At 36.8% G+C, this 22454-nt stretch carries 19 protein-coding genes and 3 pseudogenes; 8 read left to right on the forward strand and 14 right to left on the reverse strand.

The features are described 5' to 3' along the window. The first annotated feature begins 100 nt into the window (after positions 1 to 100). Together NSQ44_RS18410 and NSQ44_RS18415 are read left to right on the forward strand one after the other, a co-directional pair. A complete protein-coding gene (locus tag NSQ44_RS18410) occupies positions 101 to 331 on the forward strand; it encodes a hypothetical protein (RefSeq protein ID WP_340790004.1) in 231 nt (76 codons plus the stop codon). Further along, positions 285 to 1640 (forward strand): hypothetical protein, encoded by a 1356-nt coding sequence (locus NSQ44_RS18415; RefSeq protein WP_340858331.1) that lies wholly within the window; start codon positions 285 to 287, stop codon positions 1638 to 1640. The genes NSQ44_RS18410 and NSQ44_RS18415 overlap by 47 nt, the downstream gene beginning before the upstream one ends. A gap of 924 nt (positions 1641 to 2564) precedes the next feature. Here the strand turns inward: NSQ44_RS18415 and NSQ44_RS18420 are convergent. The 4 genes from NSQ44_RS18420 to NSQ44_RS18435 form a co-directional block, all read right to left on the reverse strand. Next, positions 2565 to 3533 carry an IS4 family transposase gene (locus NSQ44_RS18420; RefSeq protein WP_340790011.1) on the reverse strand — a complete coding sequence of 323 codons (969 nt, stop codon included), beginning with the start codon at positions 3531 to 3533 and terminating at the stop codon, positions 2565 to 2567. Positions 3534 to 4021: 488 nt separating this feature from the next. After that, the gene (locus NSQ44_RS18425) at positions 4022 to 4720 is read right to left on the reverse strand and encodes a hypothetical protein (protein ID WP_445659544.1); all 699 of its coding nucleotides are present in this window, start codon (positions 4718 to 4720) and stop codon (positions 4022 to 4024) included. Between the two features lie 92 nt (positions 4721 to 4812). After that, positions 4813 to 6216: an alkaline phosphatase gene (locus tag NSQ44_RS18430; RefSeq protein WP_340790015.1), complete on the reverse strand. Its 1404-nt coding sequence runs from the start codon at positions 6214 to 6216 to the stop codon at positions 4813 to 4815. A gap of 257 nt (positions 6217 to 6473) precedes the next feature. Then, positions 6474 to 6725, reverse strand: coding sequence for a hypothetical protein (locus NSQ44_RS18435; RefSeq protein WP_340858332.1), 252 nt, complete (start codon positions 6723 to 6725; stop codon positions 6474 to 6476). 84 nt (positions 6726 to 6809) lie between these two features. Here NSQ44_RS18435 and NSQ44_RS18440 point away from each other — a divergent pair, with 84 nt between their 5' ends. Both NSQ44_RS18440 and NSQ44_RS18445 read left to right on the forward strand, forming a co-directional pair. Continuing rightward, a complete protein-coding gene (locus tag NSQ44_RS18440) occupies positions 6810 to 7340 on the forward strand; it encodes a helix-turn-helix domain-containing protein (protein ID WP_340790017.1) in 531 nt (176 codons plus the stop codon). 20 nt (positions 7341 to 7360) lie between these two features. Beyond that, positions 7361 to 7618, forward strand: a complete 258-nt coding sequence (locus tag NSQ44_RS18445; protein WP_340790019.1) for a transposase — start codon at positions 7361 to 7363, stop codon at positions 7616 to 7618. 162 nt (positions 7619 to 7780) lie between these two features. Here NSQ44_RS18445 and NSQ44_RS18450 read toward each other — a convergent pair. Both NSQ44_RS18450 and NSQ44_RS19135 read right to left on the reverse strand, forming a co-directional pair. Further along, positions 7781 to 8077: pseudogene (locus tag NSQ44_RS18450) on the reverse strand (tyrosine-type recombinase/integrase); the annotation flags it as partial. Beyond that, entirely contained in the window at positions 8017 to 8196 is a 180-nt protein-coding gene (locus tag NSQ44_RS19135; RefSeq protein WP_012301082.1) for a DNA-damage repair protein, read from the reverse strand. The gene NSQ44_RS19135 and the pseudogene NSQ44_RS18450, both read right to left, overlap by 61 nt. 493 nt (positions 8197 to 8689) lie before the next feature. On the opposite strand from NSQ44_RS19135, the gene NSQ44_RS18455 reads away from it, so the two are divergent. Together NSQ44_RS18455 and NSQ44_RS18460 are read left to right on the forward strand one after the other, a co-directional pair. Next, complete coding sequence (locus NSQ44_RS18455) at positions 8690 to 10588, forward strand: Dam family site-specific DNA-(adenine-N6)-methyltransferase (protein WP_340790021.1); 1899 nt, start codon at positions 8690 to 8692, stop codon at positions 10586 to 10588. 21 nt (positions 10589 to 10609) lie between these two features. After that, positions 10610 to 12304 (forward strand): AlwI family type II restriction endonuclease, encoded by a 1695-nt coding sequence (locus NSQ44_RS18460; RefSeq protein WP_340790022.1) that lies wholly within the window; start codon positions 10610 to 10612, stop codon positions 12302 to 12304. An 88-nt stretch (positions 12305 to 12392) separates the two neighbouring features. Here NSQ44_RS18460 and NSQ44_RS18465 read toward each other — a convergent pair whose 3' ends face one another. From NSQ44_RS18465 to NSQ44_RS18480, 4 genes are all read right to left on the reverse strand, one after another. Then, positions 12393 to 14159: an ImmA/IrrE family metallo-endopeptidase gene (locus NSQ44_RS18465; protein WP_340790023.1), complete on the reverse strand. Its 1767-nt coding sequence runs from the start codon at positions 14157 to 14159 to the stop codon at positions 12393 to 12395. A 19-nt stretch (positions 14160 to 14178) separates the two neighbouring features. Next, positions 14179 to 14715 (reverse strand): hypothetical protein, encoded by a 537-nt coding sequence (locus tag NSQ44_RS18470; RefSeq protein ID WP_011229485.1) that lies wholly within the window; start codon positions 14713 to 14715, stop codon positions 14179 to 14181. 183 nt (positions 14716 to 14898) lie between these two features. Beyond that, positions 14899 to 15153 carry a hypothetical protein gene (locus NSQ44_RS18475; RefSeq protein WP_012301086.1) on the reverse strand — a complete coding sequence of 85 codons (255 nt, stop codon included), beginning with the start codon at positions 15151 to 15153 and terminating at the stop codon, positions 14899 to 14901. Positions 15154 to 15191: 38 nt separating this feature from the next. Then, positions 15192 to 16106, reverse strand: coding sequence for a tyrosine-type recombinase/integrase (locus tag NSQ44_RS18480; protein WP_340790024.1), 915 nt, complete (start codon positions 16104 to 16106; stop codon positions 15192 to 15194). A gap of 348 nt (positions 16107 to 16454) precedes the next feature. On the opposite strand from NSQ44_RS18480, the pseudogene NSQ44_RS18485 reads away from it, so the two are divergent. Continuing rightward, positions 16455 to 16664: pseudogene (locus NSQ44_RS18485) on the forward strand (helix-turn-helix domain-containing protein); the annotation flags it as partial. Between the two features lie 115 nt (positions 16665 to 16779). Here NSQ44_RS18485 and NSQ44_RS18490 read toward each other — a convergent pair. The 4 genes from NSQ44_RS18490 to NSQ44_RS18505 all read right to left on the reverse strand — a co-directional run bounded on the left by NSQ44_RS18490 (position 16780) and on the right by NSQ44_RS18505 (position 20941). Continuing rightward, positions 16780 to 18261 carry an HlyD family efflux transporter periplasmic adaptor subunit gene (locus tag NSQ44_RS18490; protein ID WP_340858333.1) on the reverse strand — a complete coding sequence of 494 codons (1482 nt, stop codon included), beginning with the start codon at positions 18259 to 18261 and terminating at the stop codon, positions 16780 to 16782. Positions 18262 to 18267: 6 nt separating this feature from the next. Then, positions 18268 to 20454: a peptidase domain-containing ABC transporter gene (locus tag NSQ44_RS18495; protein ID WP_340858334.1), complete on the reverse strand. Its 2187-nt coding sequence runs from the start codon at positions 20452 to 20454 to the stop codon at positions 18268 to 18270. Between the two features lie 71 nt (positions 20455 to 20525). Continuing rightward, positions 20526 to 20696: a class IIb bacteriocin, lactobin A/cerein 7B family gene (locus tag NSQ44_RS18500; protein ID WP_340858336.1), complete on the reverse strand. Its 171-nt coding sequence runs from the start codon at positions 20694 to 20696 to the stop codon at positions 20526 to 20528. Positions 20697 to 20725: 29 nt separating this feature from the next. Beyond that, on the reverse strand, positions 20726 to 20941 hold the full coding sequence (locus NSQ44_RS18505; protein ID WP_144972630.1) for a class IIb bacteriocin, lactobin A/cerein 7B family: 216 nt from the start codon (positions 20939 to 20941) through the stop codon (positions 20726 to 20728). Between the two features lie 220 nt (positions 20942 to 21161). Here NSQ44_RS18505 and NSQ44_RS18510 point away from each other — a divergent pair. Next, positions 21162 to 22340 (forward strand): annotated as a pseudogene (locus tag NSQ44_RS18510) (ISL3 family transposase). The last annotated feature ends 114 nt before the right edge of the window (positions 22341 to 22454 follow it).

A 22454-nucleotide genomic window follows, 5' to 3' on the forward strand; every position in this document is an offset into this window, starting at 1 on the left:
TTTCGTTAGATTACCATATGATAGAAAATGAAAGTGTAATTTTTCGTCAATATCAAATTAATCTAATAAAATTAAAAAATTAAATTATAGGAGCATTTATATGGATTTATCTACTTTCATATGGTCTGTTTTAGCTGGTATTGTAGCTACTGCATTAATAGGAACTGCTACATATAAAATCATAAACAGAAATAAGAACTTAAATAAGATTAATCAGGAAGGGAATAATAATAACGCATACATGAATTCAACTATTAATATTAATTACGAGAAAGGTGAACGCAATGATAAACAAAAAGATAGAAACCATAAATCAAAAGGGCAATCGTAATATAGCCATCCAGAACTCTCATATTACTATTTATTATTACTCCAAATTTGACGAATTTAAGAGATTAGCTGAAAAAGGAGACTATAATGGTGCTGTACAGATACTGGCAGAATTACATGAAGAGGCAGGCAAAATGCATCCATTTTACCCACACTACAGATATAAATTTGAAAATATTGGTGGACGCATAGTTGCTGAGCACGAACCCCTTACTGAAGAAGCAAAAGAGAAATATCCTCTTACCTATCGAGGAAAATTTAAAATTCCAAAAAAGCGAATGAAAGGCTTTAAGGATATTCATGAACTTATTGAGGATGCTTTTTTCAAACAAGACGAAATTGAAATTGATATGGTCACATTGAATGCTTGGATAGGTGATGAACCAGTTCCTACTCCAAATCTAGGCGAATTTATCAAAGAAGGAAAATGGGTAATTAAACCTAAACAATTACCTGAACCAATGAAATTAAAATTCTATATTAAAGATGAACCAGAATTTTCTATTATTGATTATCTAGAAATGGGTATCAGAGGAATTGATCGAAATAACAATATTCTTACGCTAGATAACAGTAGACAAAAAAATTCAAAGCTTCTAGTGAGTATAACTTTCCCCTTAATCAATAATAAGAATGAGAATGGATTAATGAGTGTGCATAAAGCTAAGATTAATTTTAAGGTAAGAGATGAATATATCAATGATGTTGAAGCTAACCGAGATTTTTTAAAATTTTATATATATACAGAGGGTCAACAAGTAACTTTGGCATTCAAAGATTTAAAGTCTAATAAGGATTTTATAGTTTCTTCAAATTTTCATATTGATAATAAAGGTAATCATGATGACTTGCGTAAAAAATTTTCTTTTTTACAACATCTTTATGAATTAGAACAATTTTTTGGTGTTCGATTTACATTGCCTGACAAGATAACAAAGGAAGATAGGGAGGGTATTCGTGTATTAGATAGCATAAAAGAAAATACTACTATCAAAAAAAGATTCAATAATCTTACATGCACCATTACAGAAAAAGAAACTCTAAAAAACATTATTGATATTTATGAACAAAAAAATAATAAAGGATTAATACTAAAAGTAACTTCTTCAGGTGAAGAAGCAAGGGTTGAGCTATTCGGTGCTACTATTCCACTTGAAAAGATGGAAGCGACATATGATAACACAAAAATAGATGATTTGGAAAAATTAAAAAGAAAGTATGCAGACATGGAAGAAGGGGAAACAATTAAAGTTAAACTACTTCCAGATACTAATAATATAGTTGAGGAGAAATATTTCGTGAAAAAATAATCACTAATAATACTAATCGAGTAGGAGGGGGTGACTAACCACCGACCTCTCACACCACCGTACGTACCGTTCGGTATACGGCGGTTCAATTAAGATAATTGACGCAAGTCTTTATAACTTCCGTGAATAGCTGTTCTCTTTATGCCAGTGGTCACTCCACCCTCCAAGAGGTCTCCCACGGGATTCACCGCTTCCTTCCTCAAGTGAGGTACTACGTTTTCTGTGTTCATCATGACTCACTGAATGCCAAGGGCTATTCTCTCTTAATTGTTCGGTCCTTCTTAGTTGTTCTAGACCAACTAATACTATGACCTCTGCTGACTTCTGACTGTTCAGCTATCTATCACTAGATAGGTTACCAAGGTTACTTGGCGTGCCAGCCAGACCTCCCCGGGTAAGAGTGTAATCTTTCCTTCCATCCATCTGCTTCATTTACTCTGTATCACCTTCGGCAGAAAGGGCTTTGTTTTGTCTTGCAAACTCACCCAGTGATACCTAGCCTCATATGAAGTTCGTGTTCCGAGAGACCTTAAAGTTTGCCGCTCGCTTCCTTCAGATTCCGCGTCGCCACGGACACCCTTGCGTTAAGCTAACTGCTACTTCTGCCTTCGCAGCTCGGGACTTTCACCCTATAGATTACACCCATGCCGGGCGCACATGAAGAAGCTTCTCCCATTATTGGGAGAAGCTTCTATTATTTTAAAACGAAAGATATGTGCAATAAAGTAAATAACTAAATAATGATGTTTCCGGTAATTTAGTTTCGAATAATTAAGAACAGAACAATCATTAAATAATTTTACAGTTCACCAAATATGAGTAAGAATCATTTTGTTTTTGTGCTAAGCACTTATGTAGCGGTTTGTAGCCAGTAAAACACGTTTACTAAATAAAAATAGAATAAAGATAAAACACGGCTGTTGATTATCCAAAATTAGGAATACTTCTCCCGTAAAAATGGGCATGCTCAAATAAGACAGCTACCATCTCTGATTTCCAATCGAGAGGAAGTTGCCCAAATAAAACCCGACGAACGAAAGAAATGAACGTGAGGGTGGTTTGCGTTCGTTTCTCTGTTCGGTCATATAGCCATCTCAATAACACATAGGCAATGAACGCCGCAAACAGCTGATTGTAGACGGCGTTTTTTGTTGTCCCAAATAAGGTAGGTACATTCAAGTATTGCTTGATCCATCGAAAAAAGACCTCGACTGTCCAACGCTCTTGATACATGTCGGCAATCTTTTCTGCCGATACGTCAAAGACATTAGTTACGACGCGAATCTCCTTTCCATGGGCATCACGAAAGATGACCACTCGATGACGTTTCTTCGAACGGCATTGCTTCGTTCCTAGCTGACAAGTAAAATCAGTGATGACATTGGAATCGGAAGAAACAAGACGCTGTAAACGGTGACGACGATGAATCTCTACATTTTCTTTCATGCGAATGACAAAAAGTTGTCCATTTTCGGCAAATTGGTCGATCCGTTCGATTTTAAAATACGCCCGATCTTCCACAAGAATTTGCTTCGGATGTGTCAACGCTTCCCCGACAGGACCATCGTGGCGTAGACCGGTTGTTTCTATGGCATCCATTGGTGACTGGTGTTCAGGAGAATAAGCGACATGCAGTTTAATCCCTGACCGTTCCCCATGATAAGGCGCCCATGATAGGCGGTTCTTTCCGACTGTCACCGTTGTCGAAACATCGGCACCATGACGAAAACTCTTCCACTCATGGACAGCAGCGAGAAGGAAAAAGTCGATTAACGTACGTACGGTAAATTTACGAGATGAGTCGTGATAACCGACTGCTTCTGTGATGGTTTGCATGTCTTCGTCTGACACAATTTTTTGCATCAAATTCGGGAGTGTGGTATGCTTGTTCATAGAGAGCACCTCTTTCCTGGGTTTGTTGGTGTGGTTACTTACATTCTATAGGAAAGGTGCTCTTTTTTCTATGCTCTTTGGATTTTATTGGATAATCAACACGCCTGATAATATATTATGTATTTCCAACTGTTTCACATACTTGATGAATGCAATAAGTTTTTCGATAATTCATCGATAAAAGCTTTTTTTCTTGCTGTATCTAAATTTTGATCCAGGAATGCTTCAAATTTGCGTTTTAAACATAATCCTTTATCATGATAAATCCAGTCGAAAATTCCTTAATGGTTTTTCTGCCGCTCATATATAAACGAATATGTTTTTCGTTTTTAGTTAAGTACACTTCAAATCCTCGAGCTTTTAAATGATTCTCTAATACCGCCAAAAATCCAAAGCTTCAACCAAGCTGTTTCTGCATCTGTAATCGCCTGTCTCGTAGCCTTGATGCCTCTGTTGAAGATTGGTGTTCATGGTAGTAAGGAATTCATTTAAAATTCCAATCTTATTTCTTTTGCTTTACTGATGATTTTCTTGTTTGGGTCAACGACGTCACTCGTAATCATTTTCACCCATTGCACATCTTCCCCGTTCGGCTCTTTTAGAATAAACCCTAGATTACCTTGTTTCGTGCCGTTTCCTTCAATTTCCCCATGTAAGTTTTCAAGATAAATATCTTTTTCCCAATCAAACTTCTCGCCTGTGCTTGATTCCAATAAAGCTACCGGCGCGAAATTTACTTTCTGTGAAGATGTATTTTTGATCTCTACGAATACTTTGATAAAGTCGAACTGTTCCTCATGCGTTAAGGCGTGAAAATAATCAATAAGGCTGTAATCAGGAATTAAATGAATCACTTTCACGTCTTTAACTGTAAGTTGAATTGGTCCAACATTGTATGTCTTGTTTACGATTTTTATTTTCTTTAAAGTAGCTTCTCCCTTTTCATCTACATAATAATCACCTGGTCTTTGTAAATTCTGGTCATCTGTTACCTGCGGGTTTGAAATATATTCGTTTGTCTCTTTTGGTAGCTTATCTTGCTTTGTATCTTTGGTCGACTTATCCATTAGTTCGTTTTTTGTTTGCTGTTGAGTATTTGAATGAGGAGCCTTGTTTCCGTGATCTATATGTTGGCCGCATCCGACAAGCAAAGTTATCAGACTTGTAAGCAAAAATAGTTTTTTCATCATCGTTTGAACCTCCATATGCATATCAAAAAAGTTCCCGTTGCTTGAGTGGGCAACGGGATGGGTGTTCTTTTTCAATACTTTTTTGATCACTACTTATCTTCAATGACAATGTTTTGTTTTCCTTTTCCTAAAATATCAAAGATGATTTTGGCATGATCCGTGTTCTCTATTTGTCCAACGAAACGTTCACTTCCCGGACCGTATGCATAAACAGGAACGTCTTCCCCAGTATGGCCGCTTGTTGTCCAGCCAGTATGTGAACGTTTGTCAAAAATATGTTCGATCGCATCATCGACTCTTTTTACACCTTTATCCTTGTCCGCTTTCCCTTGTTCAGCGGCATCTTTCACAGATTGTATTTCTTCAGCCGTCAATTCCAAATCGATATACTTTTTCAACGTCTCTTCAACATCGGCGCCATTGGCAATCGCTTGTGCCATAAAGTCGGGCGTGCGTTTTGCCGCTTTAATTGGCGCACCGAACCAATTATAAATGCCGTCTGCTCCAATGGAGTAACCACCGGTAGAGTGGTCAGCTGTAGCGATAACAAGCGTATGCTTGTCCTTTTTTGCAAACTCTATAGCCGCTTTGAATGCTTTTTCAAAATCCTCCATTTCACTCATCGCAGAAACAATATCGTTGTCGTGTCCCGCCCAGTCAATCTGGCTTCCTTCCACCATCAAGAAGAAACCATCTTTATCTTTGCTTAAACGCTTAATCGCCGATTTTGTCATTTCTTCCAGGGAAGGAATGTCTTCAGTTCGGTCGATCATTTTCGGAAGTCCTCTTGCCGCAAACAAACCAAGAACTTGTTCGTTTTGATCTTTTAATAATTCATTGCGATTCGTCACATAGCTGTATCCGTCTTTTTTGAATTCTTCCACAAGGTTACGATCCTCACGGATAAATAGATCGGTTCCTCCCCCTAGCAAAACATCGACTTTATGCTCGCCATTGATTAATTCATCATAGTAGTCATTGGCAATAGCATTCATATTTTTACGATGTTCATCATGAGCACCGAATGCTGCAGGAGTTGCGTGTGTAATTTCAGAAGTGGCTACAAGACCAGTTGCTTTACCTGCTGCTTTTGCAGCTTCAAGTACGGTTTTTACTTCTGAACCATCATTATCCACAGCAATGGCTGCATTATATGTTTTAATTCCAGCTGCCATCGCTGTCGCAGCGGAAGCAGAATCAGTTATATTTTCTGCAGGGTCTTCAGGATAAGTCATCTGTTGACCGACAAGATATTTGTCAAACTCTGTTCGCTCAACGAATTTTGTGTTTGGGTTGTCTTTTAAATAACGATATGCGGAAGTATAAGATACACCCATTCCGTCACCAATCATAAAAATGATATTTTTTACTTTTCCATGGTCATAATCTTTCTTTTCTTTTGCATCTGTTTCTGTGACGCTTCCCATTCCTAATAAACTTCCTAAAGCAATGGTAGAAACAACTGCCAAGGGTAAGATTTTTTTTCTGAACAATTTTAAACCCTCCTCAAAAATTTTCAAGAACAATTGTATTGGAGAAATGTTAAGTCTTGTTTAATCGAGTTTAATAATTGTGTAAAAAAGGGAATAATAGGAATTTTGAATCACAAAAGGATTTCTTTTACTTGGTCTTACCCTGTCAAGTAGACAAAATAAAATATCGAAACTTTCTGTTTTACCAGATGGAAATATGAATTTTAACATGTGAATTTGCAAGGTGACAGTTCAGTTGGTGATTTCCATGAGTTTTCTTATGGCTGATAGTTAATTCCTAAGCCAAACCAAATCATTCCCATACAAGAAATGATTAGGATGAAGTGAAGGATGCCGCCTAAATAGGAGTAGAATCGATCTTCTTTTAGGAGGCCAAGCAAGCATATGAGCATTCCGAACAATGAAATCCAAATGAAACTGATATCAAAAACGGGAATCTCCGCTATAATTTGCACATTTAACAAAATAAGCAAAAATATAGCCACCAATGTATTTATATACATGCTCATTGAAAAGTTAACCTTCGCATAAGTGGTGCCCACTCCGGTTATACTGCTCCTAAGGAAAAGCATGGAAAAGGAGCGGAATCAGACATGAAACGGCTGAAAATCACCCATGATCACGGATGGACGCCTCGGAAACTCCGCAAGCAGGAACGGAAGATCAAAAACGCTCATCTCCGCCAACGTGTGATGGCAGTCCACCTTGTCATGGAAGGCTATTTGGGCAAAGAGGTTGCTTCCATGGTCAATGTGTGCCGCCAAACCGTTTCCCATTATGTGTCGCTTTTTAACGAAGGCGGCCTTGAACTCCTGCTTCATCGGGATTTTGCCCCTGGGCGGGAGCCGTTTCTCACCGAAGAACAGCAGGAAGAGATCAAACACCTCGTGTTGACCACGACACCCGCGGAGCTGGGCTGGGACATCGCTTCGGCGTGGAATACGAACATCCTTCAATCCTATGTGTACCACCATTACGGCATATCCATTTCCCGCGAAGCATTACGAAAGCTCTTGCATCGAAAAGGGCTTTCTTGGACCCGGCCGACCTACACGTTGGCGAAAGGAGATCCGAACCGGCAAAAAAACTTCGAGAAACAAATGGACCTGATAAAAAAAACTTAATGGATCCGGATTCCGTCCTGTTGTACATCGATGAAACGCATATCCGGTCGTATCATGTGTTGCGTACGACATGGTCAGAGGTTGGCCGTCAAAAGCAAGTGCCGACGTTCGGCCATCATGCCCACATATCGCTGTTTGGCGCCGTCAACGTCCACGATGGCGAAACGGTTCTTCATCAAGCAGGGGCAGCCAATGCTACAACGTTGAAGATAAAATACATCAGTCGTTTCAAGGAAACGAGTAAAAATTATGGAACGTATGAGGACGAATTTCAGTAACGAAATATCCTAATTAGTTTCATCATACTTAACACTGTAGAGTTAAAAATACTTGGATATATTCGGACAACAAGGCTGAGCCTCAATATCGAGAAAATATCCTAAAATTTACAAATTTAATTAGATATCCTCTTTAATATCAAACTGTTATCAGTCTTAATGTTAAAATTTCGGCAACGCCTCCACCGCATCCGCCAGATCGCTATAGCTGTCTTTTAAGTATCGAGACGTCGTGGCAATATTGCTATGACCTGCGAGTCTCCGCACTTTCTCGATATCGTTGTTCGTCGCTTTTAACATCCACTTACAAAATGTATGCCGGAACATATGGAGCGTGAGCTTTTTATTCGGTAGGATGTAGCTTTCAATCATTCGCTGCATTCCCCTTAGTAAGAATTTCAGTGATCGTTGACTATAAAAGACATATGGAGATGCTGCAACATAAAGTTTCTTTTTTTGGCCATTCCCACTCGAAACGGATCCAGTCCATGATCGACGCATTCGCAGCTGGCATAGAAACTTTTCATGTCGATACATAAAATTTTATTTTTTGGCAGACGAGAAATATCAAGCAACATCGACGCAAGACCCCCTTTTTAAGAACATATGTTCTATTTACGAATATATGTTCTTATATTTTGTTAAAAAAGTCAAGATGTTATTGGGAAAATAAGGTGTTATGATGAAGAGGAGCCATATGTTTATTAAAAAAGACCGGATACATCCGGTCTGGTGCTTATAGTACTTTATATCGGGAATTGCTTGTTTCGTATATGGTTCTGGTGCAAAGAACCTTAGGCTGATTGTAAGTAATTGTCAAACTTAGACATACTGATACTACTAATCTAAAAAAGGGCATGATTAGTATAGAAAAACAAAATTTATCCAAATAAAAACATCATCAGCCCTAAATCATCCATATTGCTCCATAATCCGTAAGTTAGCAGGAAATTCATGTCCTATGTTTTTTGTGAATTTTCTTCGCACCAGAACCGCATAATTCAATACATCCCATATATATGTTATTATTTTTGATAGAAAGATTACTGATAGTTGATAGGAGAAAACAGAATGAAACCACAGGCTTCAGAAGAAATTAGAACTATGGTGAAACCAAAACCAATATTGAAGTGGGCTGGCGGAAAGCAACAAATGCTAGACGTGTTGTTGCCACAAGTACCAAAACAATATAACCGATATATAGAACCGTTTTTTGGTGGAGGTGCTTTGTTCTTTGCACTCACCCCAAAAGACGCAATTATTGCGGATTCTAATCCTGAACTGATAAACCTGTATCGTGTCGTTGCTGACAATGTCGAAGAACTGATTTCAATTTTGAAAGAAATGAAAAATGACGAATCTTTCTATTATGAGGTTCGAGGTCTTGACCCAGATTTACTGTCTCCGGTTGAAAGAGCAGCTCGAACTATATATTTGAATCGGACTTGCTACAACGGATTATATCGAGTGAATCGAAAAGGACAATTCAATGTTCCTTATGGGAAATACAAAAATCCAAAAATCTGTGATGAAGAAAATCTTCGTGCGGCTAGTAACGCACTTCAAGACGTCCTCATTGTTGAAGGCGATTATAAAGACGTTTTGAGAGAACACGCGAGACCGGGCGATTTTATTTTTCTCGACCCGCCGTATCTGCCCGTTGGAAAGTATTCTGACTTCAAAAGATATACGAAGGAACAGTTTTACGAAGAAGATCATATTGAACTTGCCCAAGAAGTTGACAGGCTTCATGAGTTAGGGTGTTATGTAATACTGACAAACTCGAATCACCCTTTAGTTCATGAACTGTATGGAAAATACGCAATTAGCGTTCATAAGACTCGGAGAAACATAAATAGCGACGCTTCAAAAAGGACAGGAGAGGACGTCATGGTAAAGGTCGAACCAAAACAACGTATTTTTATCGTTCCAGAACCCGTCAAACTCCCAAGCCAAATGGACAAATATCCTCCGACTCGTTTTATGGGGAGCAAACAGAACCTTTTAGAACATATCTGGTCTGTTGCTTCTCATTTCCAGTTCGATAGCGTTCTGGATCTGTTCAGCGGAAGTGGCGTAGTTAGTTATATGTTTAAAACTCAAGGAAAGCAGGTTTTCAGCAATGACTATATGGCCTTTTCGCATTACTTTACAAAAGCGATGGTCGAGAATAGTTTTGTAACCTTAACCGATCAAGATATAGAGCTTTTGTTTGATAAGTCAACTCCACGTGATAACTTTGTTTCCGAGACATTCAAGGACCTGTATTTCAACGATGAGGATAATGAGTTTATTGATACTATTCGTGCAAATTTAGACAGATTAAAAAACGAATATAAACGAGCTATTGCTATATCAGCACTAGTCAGAGCGTGTCTTAAAAAACGTCCTCGAGGTATTTTTACTTATACGGGATATCGTTACGACGACGGTAGACGCGATTTAACTCTGACTTTACAGCAACAATTTCTCGAGGCGGTAACACAAGTGAATGGAGCAGTTTTTGATAATGGGAAAATGAGTAAATCTCGTTATGGTGATGCAATGGATTGTCGACAAAAAGCAGATTTAGTTTATATTGATCCACCTTACTACAGTCCATTGTCAGATAACGATTATGTTCGTCGCTATCATTTTGTTGAAGGAATCGCTCGGAACTGGAAAGGAGTAGAAATGCAATGGCATACAAAAACAAAGAAATTCAAGAGCTACCCTACTCCATTTAGTTCCATCAAAGGTGCTCATGATGCTTTTGATCTTTTGTTCAAACGCCATCAAAACAGCATCTTGATAGTATCCTATTCCTCTAACTCGTTACCTACAAAAGACGAAATGCTTGCTTTGATGGCTAAATACAAAAAAAGAGTCGAAGTTGTGTCCATAGATCATAGATACTCGTTTGGCAACCAAGGACATAAAGTTGGAGACAACAACAACCAAGTTCAAGAGTATCTATTTGTCGGATTTTAGGTTTTATCGGGGGAACAATTCATGACGCAAAAAGCATGGTACATCGGCAATACAACTGTGCGCAACGCTAAACGTTTGAAAGATGGATTGAGAGTCCTCTTGAACTCTCCACTGCATGGGAACCTAATCGGAAGAGAAAAAGAGCAGGAGTTTGCCAAACTCCTTCATAATGAAGGTATCGTTTTTGTTAAAAGACTCAATGATTCACCAAGTAGTGATGCCAGCGACGTAGGAAGAAAATGGCGTGCTGCTTTAATGCAGCTTGGATTTATCAAACCCTTTTTTGCAGATGATCCATTTACGATCACTCCAAATGGAATGAGACTCGTGGAATCAAGGACTATGCCTAGTGAACAGGAATGTTTTTTGCGAGCATTACTAGCCTATCAAATTCCTTCAGACATCGAAAGATCTTTTCACGAACCTATTTTTAGCCCGCTTCGCATAGTCCTGGAAATAATAGCTGCGTTAGAACGTCGGGGGTTAGAAGCTGAAATTAGCAAGCACGAGATGGCCTCAATTGTTCAACTAACAACGTCTTTAGAAGAAATTGATGATGTGGTCAATCGCATTGTTAGATATCGTGAGAAACTTGCTACAGCTACTAGTGCAAGGATGAGAAAAGAGTTAATTCGAGAACATCTACAATCAGTTGTAACTGCGAGTCAAAGCGCAAATACGCTTATGGATTATGCTGACTCGAACTTCCGATATTTGAAGTTAACCGGTATTTTTGTAGAAAAGGGAAACAAACTTCGTTTTGCAAGCCATAAAAAAACCATCATTGAGCAAATTCTTGAAGAACCGTACACTCCGATACCAGAAAGTGAGTATCTTGAGACACTTTGGAATGGAGCAAAGCTACCTACCGACAATGCTCCTAAGGCTATCGAGGTGATTCAGACAACAGCTCAGCTTCTCACAGAAAGTGGCCAAACAGTAGAACTTCCTAACCTTGAAGAGATGGGAGTACCTGATCTCTCTCGTTTGCGCCTTGAATTGGAAGATGATTGGTTGAAAGTTCTTGAAAAGCAGTATGCGCAAGATCAGGCTAATCAATGGCAGGATATATTGCAGTATCTTCAAGCCTTAACTCAACCAATTCGACGTAATAGTATAATTCCACAAGGAGAAGGTGCTGCATATTTCGAATGGTCAATTTGGCGAGCCTTTTTAGCAATAAATTCGCTTTGTAATGAGCCGTGGGAAGCAAGGAGATTTAAAGTTGACCAAGACTTTCTGCCATTACATCCAGCCCCTGGTAATGGACCAGATATGATTTTTGAATTCGATGATTTCGTTATAGTAGTTGAGGTCACTCTAACGCAGTCTTCACGTCAAGAGGCTGCGGAAGGGGAACCAGTACGTAGGCATGTTGCGGAAATAGTAGATCACTATGAACAACATGGGAAGCGAGTTTATGGACTATTCCTTGCAAATAAAATCGATACAAATGCTGCCGAAACCTTCCGAATCGGTGTGTGGTATCGACCAGACGATTCGCGAATGGCCTTAAGAATTGTTCCTTTAACCTTAGAACAGTTTATCCATTTATTTGAAACTGGATTCCGAATAAACGGACGATTGGATTATAAATTGTTAGAACAAGTGCTTCGTGACTGTCTCGTTGAAAGCAATAATGACGCTCCAGAATGGAAACGGAGAATACAACAACAAATCGATCGGACCGTACAACGCTTAAACTCCATTACTTAACAAATTGATCAAATCACAAAGAAATGAGAGCAGCAAGAATTGACGTTAGCTCTCATTTCTTCTTTTAATATTACACTTTATTTAAACTTTACTTATACAAAAATGTATACACTTTTCCATAACCAGTGGCAAATACTTCTTCTTTTAGAAAGATATCATCTGCTTCCTTACACCAAATATTTAAATTCGTTTGACCTGGCCGCGATGTATAACTAAATTTTTCACAGTAGATGAAATCATACGTAAGAGAATTATCAGGGACAGTACAATTCTTTAATGACACTGTTTCTCCTTCCCAGGAAGGTGAAACTTGACAAAATACAATATCCCCATTTTCTGAGATAATAAGTATCATCTCTATATCTGTAACAGAAATTAGTCTCGATGATAAGACACTCATAGAAATTCCCCATTTTTTTGAAAAAAACGATATATTGCTTACAAAATTGGATTGAATCCTTTTTAACTGCTTTTCTTCAATCGATCCCGTAGGTAATAACAAACGATGCGCAAAATCGTTTGCATCCCTTTCCCATTGCAGATTAACATATTGATTCCACGGTGTATATTGATTAGAAAGCAACTCTTCTACACGTTCATCCACTAAAACATTAGTTCCATTTGGAAAGGAGTGTTTTAGAAGATGACCGATCTCATGTGCTAACGTAAACTTTTGCCTATTTGTTTCTCGAAAATTACAATTCAGTACAATCATTCCCTTATCAGCCGATTCACTTTTGATAGTAAATGCTTCTATGTTATGAGGTAATTCTACTGTCTTAACCAATATATTTAATTGATCGCATAATTCAAACGGATCAATAGGTGATTGTACTTTTGTTTCTCTTAACAGTGATCTGACAATCATATCATTTGTAAATCCTTCTGGATATTGAAGTTTCTTTATACTGTGATTACTTTTTATTTCAGTATGAAAGGCATGAAGAATTTCCTTCCATACCTCAGGCTTGATTTGGCTGTAGTCTTCATTCATATAACGGTTTGATCGTGCTACCAACTTTAAAGGAATTGGAATATCCTCTGCCAAATCACTTATTTCTTTTGCTGTATTATATAATAAAGCTCCAAGGGGAGACGGAGCATCTACAGAAGAACTAAAAAAAACTCTGGCAATGTGTGATGGTTCAACTCGTTCTTTTATTTTTTTCATTGTCAATAGTTGAAAAGCTAACATACGTGTAGTTAATTTCAAATTATTGTTTGGAATTGCTGACAGCAATTCATTGATAAAATGATTACTAATTTCCTCGCTATTGTTCACTAAACCGATTATCTGTTTGGTAAGAAGGTTCAAAGATCGATCCAGTTCAGGTTTGAGAAAGTAATCTATCTGCTCTATTTTACATGTCTGTACTCCTTTTATCATGGTCAAACAAAGATGTAAGATAGTTTCTAAAGATGAATCTCCCCATTTTAATTGTATATCACCTTTGAATCGTCCATAATCAGTTAATATTTTTATCCATTCTTTACGATTTTGAGGGAAACGATTAAATACATAAGCCAGTACTTTATCGTCCTTAAAATCTCGTTGACACCAGATAGTCAATGCCCGTTGAGCGAATCCAATTGGTACAGGAGGATATTTTTCTTTTATTTCTGCCAATAATAAAAAAGCCCCAATTGAAGTTTCTTCTGCATTTGCTGATCGGAAAAGTTCCCACAACAAATCCTCATAAGATACTCCTCTTTCATCTTTTGCAAACCAGCTTGCAAATGGGATTATTCCATAATATATATATGTATATTTACATATATTGGATAATATCTTCTTTTTATCAATAGGATTCTTTTTATTAAAGAAATCATCAATAATTCCTTTTCCTGTTATCATTATTTTCTCCCCTCCTTTCTTACCAGTCTAAGTAAAGCTGAAACAAAACCCCATCATCTACACTTACCATTTTTTTATCACCTATTGTTTGTACTGTATGCTTGCAAGAACGCACAACCCCTCCGGTTTTATATATTTTTCGAAATACACTTTCATCAAGACAAACATATGTAGCGCGGTGTTTTCTATAAGAAATTCCGTGACTTTTTTTCACCTCTTCATGGGTAGCATTATCAAACAATTGCTTGTGTTGGGTCAAATATACACCATCGCCATAATGTGGTTCATCAGTTTGTAAAGTTTCCAACAAACATGATTCACATAAGTTCTTGAATTTTGCTTTAGGTGCGCTCCCGTCATCTATAAATTTTAAAGTATCTTCTTCGTAATAGTAGTACAGCTCTATACCCTTATACAACTCTGTTGCTTCTGCTTTATAGCTTATAGGATCAAGCATATTCAGATCACTTACTTTACCTGTTAATTCTATTTGTTCTTGATCAAAATCTATAGGTACTGTATGTCCACATGCACAAATTTTTGTTTGCTTTGCCAATCTTACTCCCCTCTCTATCTAACAAGTTAATTTCTTTATAATTATTACATTATTTCATCGACTTCTCCCTTATCTCCTTCACAGAAAGGAGAAAAATCTATTGAGGCGTCGGCTTATGATTCAGTAAATGACGAGTTTGGGTCATTCACCAGATTCCCTAAATGAAACACCGTTTTTCGCTGTTTATTCCTTTTCATCAAGCTTCTCCGCAATCATGAATAGCTCTTTTTTCAGCTGCCGATTGAGCTCCACAGGAACGTGGAGCACGGTGTTGGGACCTAGCGTGAAAGAAAAAGGCTCGTTTTCATCGATCAATCGTGCCAAGGAACGCAAGCCGGCGGCCTTGAAGCGACCTTCTAACGGAAATCCAGCCACGCTGCGCATATAAAACTCCTTATTGCTAAAATACCCGTCAATGATTTGCAATGAATCCATCATCGATTGGTTTTCTCCCTTCTGAAACAAATTTGCTTAGGTTAGAACTTCGGCAGCGCCTCGACTGCATCAGCCAAATCACTATAGCTGTCTTTTAAGTATCGAGACGTCGTGGCAATATTGCTATGTCCGGCAAGCCTCCGCACTTTCTCGATATCGTTGTTCGTCGCCTTTAACATCCACTTGCAAAACGTATGTCGGAACATATGTGGAGTTAATTTTTTATTCGGCAGGCTGTAGCTTTCGATCATTCGCTGAATGCCTCGGACCGAAAACTTCGGCGAGCGTTGGCTGTAAAAGACGTATGGCGATGCGGCCACATGCGGTTTCTTTTTCGCCATTTCCGCACGAAACTTCAGCCAATCCTCGAGTTCTGCCAGCAAGATATTCGAGATCGGTACCGTCCGAACCTTCATCCCCTTTCCCACGATCCGAATTCGTTTCATCTCTAAATCTAAGTCCGTCAATTTTAAGTTTGATAACTCCTCTACTCGCAATCCTGCATAGGTAAGCAGGTACACCACTGCACGGTCCCGACGATATTTCTCTTCAGGATCGACTCCCCGGCTTTGCACCGGTTTTTTCCGCATCCGATGCAATAAGTCCTCGAATTCTTCTTCTGTGAGCCACATGATTTTTTCGTTATCTTCATCGGCTGATTTTAAATCCTGGATGTCTTTCATTGGGTTCTGTTCAATCTTATGGTGTTCCACCGCCCACGCATAGAAGCTTCGCAGCGAATTCATACGGCGATTGATCGTAGAGATAGCCAACGGTTTCCCTTCTACCGGATTCAACATTTGCTGAATCCATTTGCGTATGTCGGCCGACGTGACGTAATCGCCTGGACGAAGATGCAAGTCTTTCAAAAACTGATTCACGTCATTGAGATAGGAGATCACGGTGTTAGGAGAAAACCCCTTCTCTTGCAAATATGTTTCATATTCGTGCAGCATCTTTTTCATCCTTTCACTTATACGACGAGTTTAAAAGGATTCGAAGAGCAAATAATCGCTTCGAAAAATAAAATTATATGACGAGTATATCATAAAAAAGACGAGATTGTTAGACATATAATGTATATTATATGTCTAGTTTAATCATATAAAAGAGACAAAGAAAAACCCAGTTTCGTTTTGTCAGATATCGATGAATGCAACATATTGTCAAAGTCTATTATTTTTTCCAAAAATCGTCCGTTTAAAATTCCTATGTTAAAGCCGATGATAAAATCCCCAATATAGCCGGAATAGAATTCCCCACTTACAATAGAACCATAGTGTCAATGAGAGGAGCTATGGTTCATGATTACGAGAGGGGAATTTTTTATGATCAAAGAGATGTATGAAAGGGGAATGAGTATTTCCGATATTGCGAGGGAGTTGGGGATTGATCGAAAAACAGTCCGAAAATATATTCACTCTCCCAATCCTCCTTCCAAATCCAAGCGAAAACAAAGAAAAAGCAAGTTAGATCCATTTAAACCGTATCTTCAAAAACGGATGTTAGAAGATTGAAGAGTTTCTGTGGTATTCCCAAATTAGTAGCAACGTCATAATGTACTGTGTGAATGTCCAGAGAATAAAGGAGAGGTAAAAACAAATTAAAGCGCGGCTATAAAAGTGCGCTTTAATTTGTAAAATTAATTTTTTCCAATAAATAATAAATTATCCTTTTATTATCAGTTATTATAGAAACATCTGTTGACATTCCATTTTTGAGGTAAAGTTTATCACCTTTATAGTTATATAGAGGTTTCTCTTCTATACTAGCTTTAATTAAATGGAATTTCTCACCATTTTGTGTGAATGTGGCATCAGGGTTTATATGTATAATCTTACCCTCTAAATACCCACTTTTGTTATTAGGTAAGTTATAAAAATTATACCTAACTTTCTGTCCAATTTTTAAACCTGATATTTTATTGCTATCTACTAAGATTTCTACCACTTTTTTATCTGTTAAAGGTACTATATCTAAAATTTCAACGCCAGGTTGAAGATGTTCACCAACAGATACATTGTTTTTGATATTTATTTGTCCACTTACTGGAGCTTTAATTTCATGTTTTTTTATTTGTAAATCTAGTAATTTTATTTCATTTTCGATAGATCTAATTTTAGATTTTATTTCTTTTTCTTGAGTATATAATTGATTTGTGAATTCCATTTTTAATTGATTAATTGATAGTTGAACTTTACTCATTTCATTTTTGAAATTATTCCCATAATCCATATTTGACACTTCTTCAATGTTATTTTGAACATCAATGATAGCTTCTTTCAATGCTTCTTCTTCAGCTTCCAAAGAAATAATATTTTCCTGTTTAAGTGCTTCTAGTTCATTTTTTAGAGTAGCAATTTGTTCCTTGTTTTCTTCTATATTTGGGTCCAATGCATTCATTTTATCTGTTATTTGATCACGAAGACTATTATATTTTTGATATTTTGTATCATATACGTCATTATTTAAAGGGAATGGTTTATTGTTTTTTATGGCGGAAATAAGCGATTGAACTCTATTAAGTTTTTTGTTTAATCTACTTTCTTCTTTCGATAATTGTTCTATTTTTTGTTTTTTATTATTTATGACTTCAGAAGACTGTTTCTTTAATGAATCAATTTCATTCATCAACATTTGCTTCTTTGTATGATATAGTTCGTACTGACTTTGAAAATCTTTACCTTCATTTGGTTTAAAAAAATTTTTGTCTTCAGTGATACTTTTAACTAATAATTTGTTTAAACGTAACTCCTCTTGTAAATTGGATAATTCATTTTCTAACGATTGTTTTTGTGATAATAAAGTTTCGCTATTAAGTATAAATAAAGTAGTTCCTTTCTCTACGGTACTACCCTCTTTAAAGTTAATCTGACTTATTTCACCTGGGATTTCGCTTGTTATAGTAGTGGTTCCTTTTGAAGGTCTTACTATTCCTTGAGCTTTAATTACTATTTCCTTTTTCCCGAAATAACTAAATAAAAGAAAAAATGCTATTATAGCAAATAATATGTATATGAATATGATTGATATTGGGCGAGGTTTAGAAACATAAAGTTCCTTACTATCAGTTAATTCTTCCCATTCATAGACATTGTCATTGTATCTCATATTATCTTACCACCATGGTTCAGTTACTGAAGGTATTTGATTTTGCCATAGCTTATAGTAATGTCCTTGTTTGTTCATTAATTCATCATGAGAACCTTCCTCAACTATTTCCCCATTTTCCATAACATAGATACGATCACATCTCATAATGGTACTTAATCTATGGGTTATAAAAATGGTTGTTATATCATCACGCGTATATATATATTCTAATATAGCTTTTTCAGCAGAAGAATCTAAGTTACTTGTTGACTCGTCCATTATTAAAATACTCGGCTGTTTTAGAAATGCGCGTGCAATGGCTAATCTTTGTTTTTGACCACCTGATAAATTTGAAGCATTTTCTTCTAAGATCGTCTCATATCTTAGAGGTAATTTATTAATAAATTCATGAGCTCTTGCGATTTTACAAGCATTAACTATATCTTCCATGCTTGTATTTGGAGGTGCGCTTAACATAAGGTTTTCAAGAATAGTACCACTGAAAAAGAAAGCCTCTTGAGGAATAAATGCAATTTTTTCCCTTAAAGTATTTCTTTGAATATCATTAATATTGATACCATTTATTAAAATTTCTCCTTTTTCGGGAGAATAAAAATTCATAATAAGTTTGACTAGAGTGGACTTTCCTGAACCACTTTCTCCAACAAATGCAATTTTTTCACCTGGATTAATATTGATATTTATTGATTTTAAAACTAAATTTCTTGTACCATACCTAAAATCCACTGAATTAAAGGTAACAGGTGCCTTTATTAGTTCAGGGTTAGTAATTTTATGTTCTTCATTTTCTAATATTTCTTGATCAATATCTAAAATTTCTCCTAATCTTTCAGCAGCAACTGCTGCTGATTGAAGCTTAGGTTGTAAGTTAATTAAATTTTGTAAAGGATCTAAAAAATAAGTTAATAGTGCATTAAAAGTTATAAGTTGTCCAATAGATATACTTCCATCAAGGACTTTTGTAGCTCCAATCCATAATATTAAAGCACCACCTGCAAGTTCTAAGAAACTTTTTAAAGAAGTTTGAAAGGTGTCGATTAATCCATGTTTAAATACTGATTTTAAGTATTTTACAAACTGCTTCTCTGTTTCTGTATTGACTTTATCTACAGAGTTGTATGATTTTACTGTTTCTATACCATTTAACGACTCAACAATTTTAGCAGTAAGTTGAGCATTATTTTCCATTTCTTGTTTATTTATTTTGTCGTAGGATTTAAAAAATCCCCATACTATTGCTATGTAAATCGGAATTAGACACAAAGTGACCCCAAATAATGTAGGACTTTGAAAATAAAGAACTCCTCCAACTATGATAATCATTATTACATCTAAAATAACAGTTAAAGCAGCACTTGAAATAGCGTCGATTACTTTGTTAGCATCCGTAAAACGTGAGATTATTTCTCCGACTTTTCTTGTACCAAAAAAATTTAAAGGAAGTTTTAAAACATGGTTATAATAACCTAACATAATAGATATGCTTAGACGTTGCCCAAGGTAAAGTAATAAATATTGTCTAAATGCTGATAATATTACCTGAAACAAATACATTATTATTAATCCAATAGAGATTATATGTAACGTACTTTTGATACCATTGGGAAGTATTTCATCTATAATTATTTGAAAATAAAAGGCGCCTAAAATACCAAAAAGTGTAATTATAAAAGAGGCAATAATGATATGAGTTAGTAAAGATTTCTGAGCAAATATTACATGCGAAAAACGAGAAAAAGTACTTTGTATTTGATCTTCTTTTTTAAATGTTTCTGAAGGAACCATTAATATCAAAATTCCAGTCCAGATTTTTAAAAACTCTTCAATTTTATACTTAACAATTCCCTTTCCTGGGTCGGCAATAATCATTTTGTCATTTCTTATTTCATGAATAACAACATAATGAAGTAATTTACCATCAATTACTACATGAGCTATAGCCGGTAAAGGGAATCGTTCTTTTAAAGCATCAGGATTAGCTTTTACCCCTTTAGCAGAAAAACCAAGATGTTCTGCAGCTTTGATTAAGCCATAAACATTAGTACCTTTCTTATCAGTTCCTGCAATTTCTCTAATTTTAGAAATTGGTACTTTTAAACCATAATGTTTAGAAATAGTTGCTAAACATGCAGCTCCACAGTCTTTTTCATCATGCTGTTTTACACAAATGTATCTTTTTAGGCTTAACATACCAATTCTCCTAACAAAATCGAATGGGAATAGTTTAAACTATCCCCAATTGATTTACTTTTATATAATTTTTATTTTCCACATTTATTTTTTTTATTTTCTTGTTTTTGATCCATGTAACCAGCGATTCCACCAACTATGAAAAGCCCTCCAGCAATTGCCCAAGGCACCCAACCGCCGTCAGTTTCTCTTAGTTCTTGTTCCGTTAAATCTCTTGCATTTGCAATTTCTAATTTAGACATGCTACCCACTATCCTCCTAGTCTATTAAATTAAAAGTGTCTACCTACCCATCTTCCGACAGCATAACCAGCACCAACGATTGTAGCACCAGCTCCTACATAACCAGCAACTTTAAGGAATCCTGCTCCTACCCCAGCTAGAGCTGGTAAAACTCCTCCGTCAACTTCAATAGATTCATTTAAGTCTAACTCCTGCATATTATTATTTTTTAATACAGATTCTAAGTTTACTACTTTTTGTTCCATTTTCCTCACACTCCTATTTTAAAAATAGTATGTAAGGCGCCTTACAGCTATGGATTATATCATAAAATTTGTAAAAATGTATCATATTTTACATAAAATTAATAATGTATTTGAATATTACAATTATGGATTATATCATGAAATTTGTAAAAATGTAACATATTTTGAAAATAAAAGGCTCTTCACCACAAAATGTACTTGACAATCAGGTTTTTTTCTGATCAAGGGTACAAAAAATGCGAAATTCAAAGATTTGATCACTTTACCAGATTTTCTTATTCAAGGAGAACGAAAAGAGGGAGAACGATGGATTTTTGAACTTTCCCTCCCTCCTCATTGTCCGATCTGCCCGACTTGCTTCGGACGGACAACCAAAATATCATCGAAACGAAAACAATGGATTCATGGCTATGCCAATACGGTCGGTTTATTTTGGATTGAACTTCCCATAGAAAGACGGCGTTGCCAAGCCTGTTTTCTGACGTTCACCGTTTCTTATCCGGGACTTCCGTCTCACAGTATCGCGACGGAATCGTTTCAACATTGGGTCGCCCAGTTATGCATCGGAAAAACGATTCAAGAAGTCGCTCGCTTGTTACAACTCGCCTATACGACAGTAGAACGCTGGTTTTATCAATATGCCCCGGCTCTTTTACCAACATCGAATCCTACAGTAGTATGTGTGGATGAATTCGCTTTCCGAAAGGGACATGATTACGGAGTAGCGGTGATGGACACACAGACTCGGAATGTCCTTTCCATTGCTTCTGGAAAAAATGAAGAAGCCATTGTGGAGGCGCTTCAACCCGTCGCCTCCAAAGTGAAGTATGTTGTCAGCGACTTGGCTCCTGCCATGAGAAAAGCCATTGAAAAGGTATGTCCAAAAGCCATCCATGTTCTTGACCACTTCCATGTGATTCAGTTATTCACCGATGCACTGGAACGTTGTCGCAAATACCTTGCCAAAGGCGGAACCAAACATGGAAGCGTTCGCCGCGTGTGCCGATTGTTAAGCCAACGTCCAGAAAAATTAACAGAAGAAGAGAGACAGGAAGTTCGACAATGGTGCCAAGAAAGTGCTTATTTACGTGATGTCTATCAAGCACTTCAACATTCCGTTACGTATCCAAAAGCCAAACAAGAAAGCAAGCCGAAACTCGTTTGACCCAATGGTTTGACCGGTACCTTTTTAGCGACTGTGCCGCCGTACGCAGTATTGCCAAGGCACTCATCACCCGAAGAGACGCAGTGCTTTCTTGCATCGTTTTTTCTTACTCAAATGGTCCAATGGAAGGAATCAACAACAAAATAAAATTGATACAAAAGGCGAGGATATGGGTATCGAAATATCCAGCGTTTTACTTTGCGTGTCCGTCTAGAGACCTCTATCACATTTTAACGTAAAAATCAAGTACATCTTTTGGTGATGAACCAATTTTTTGTCAATATTTTTTCAAAAAAAAATCAATTAAATTATGTTCAAGATTGGCTCCGTTCCGGGAATAATCATTCA

This window comes from Aeribacillus sp. FSL M8-0254, assembly GCF_038008845.1.
In the GTDB taxonomy this organism is placed as follows: Bacteria; Bacillota; Bacilli; order Bacillales; family Aeribacillaceae; genus Aeribacillus; species Aeribacillus composti.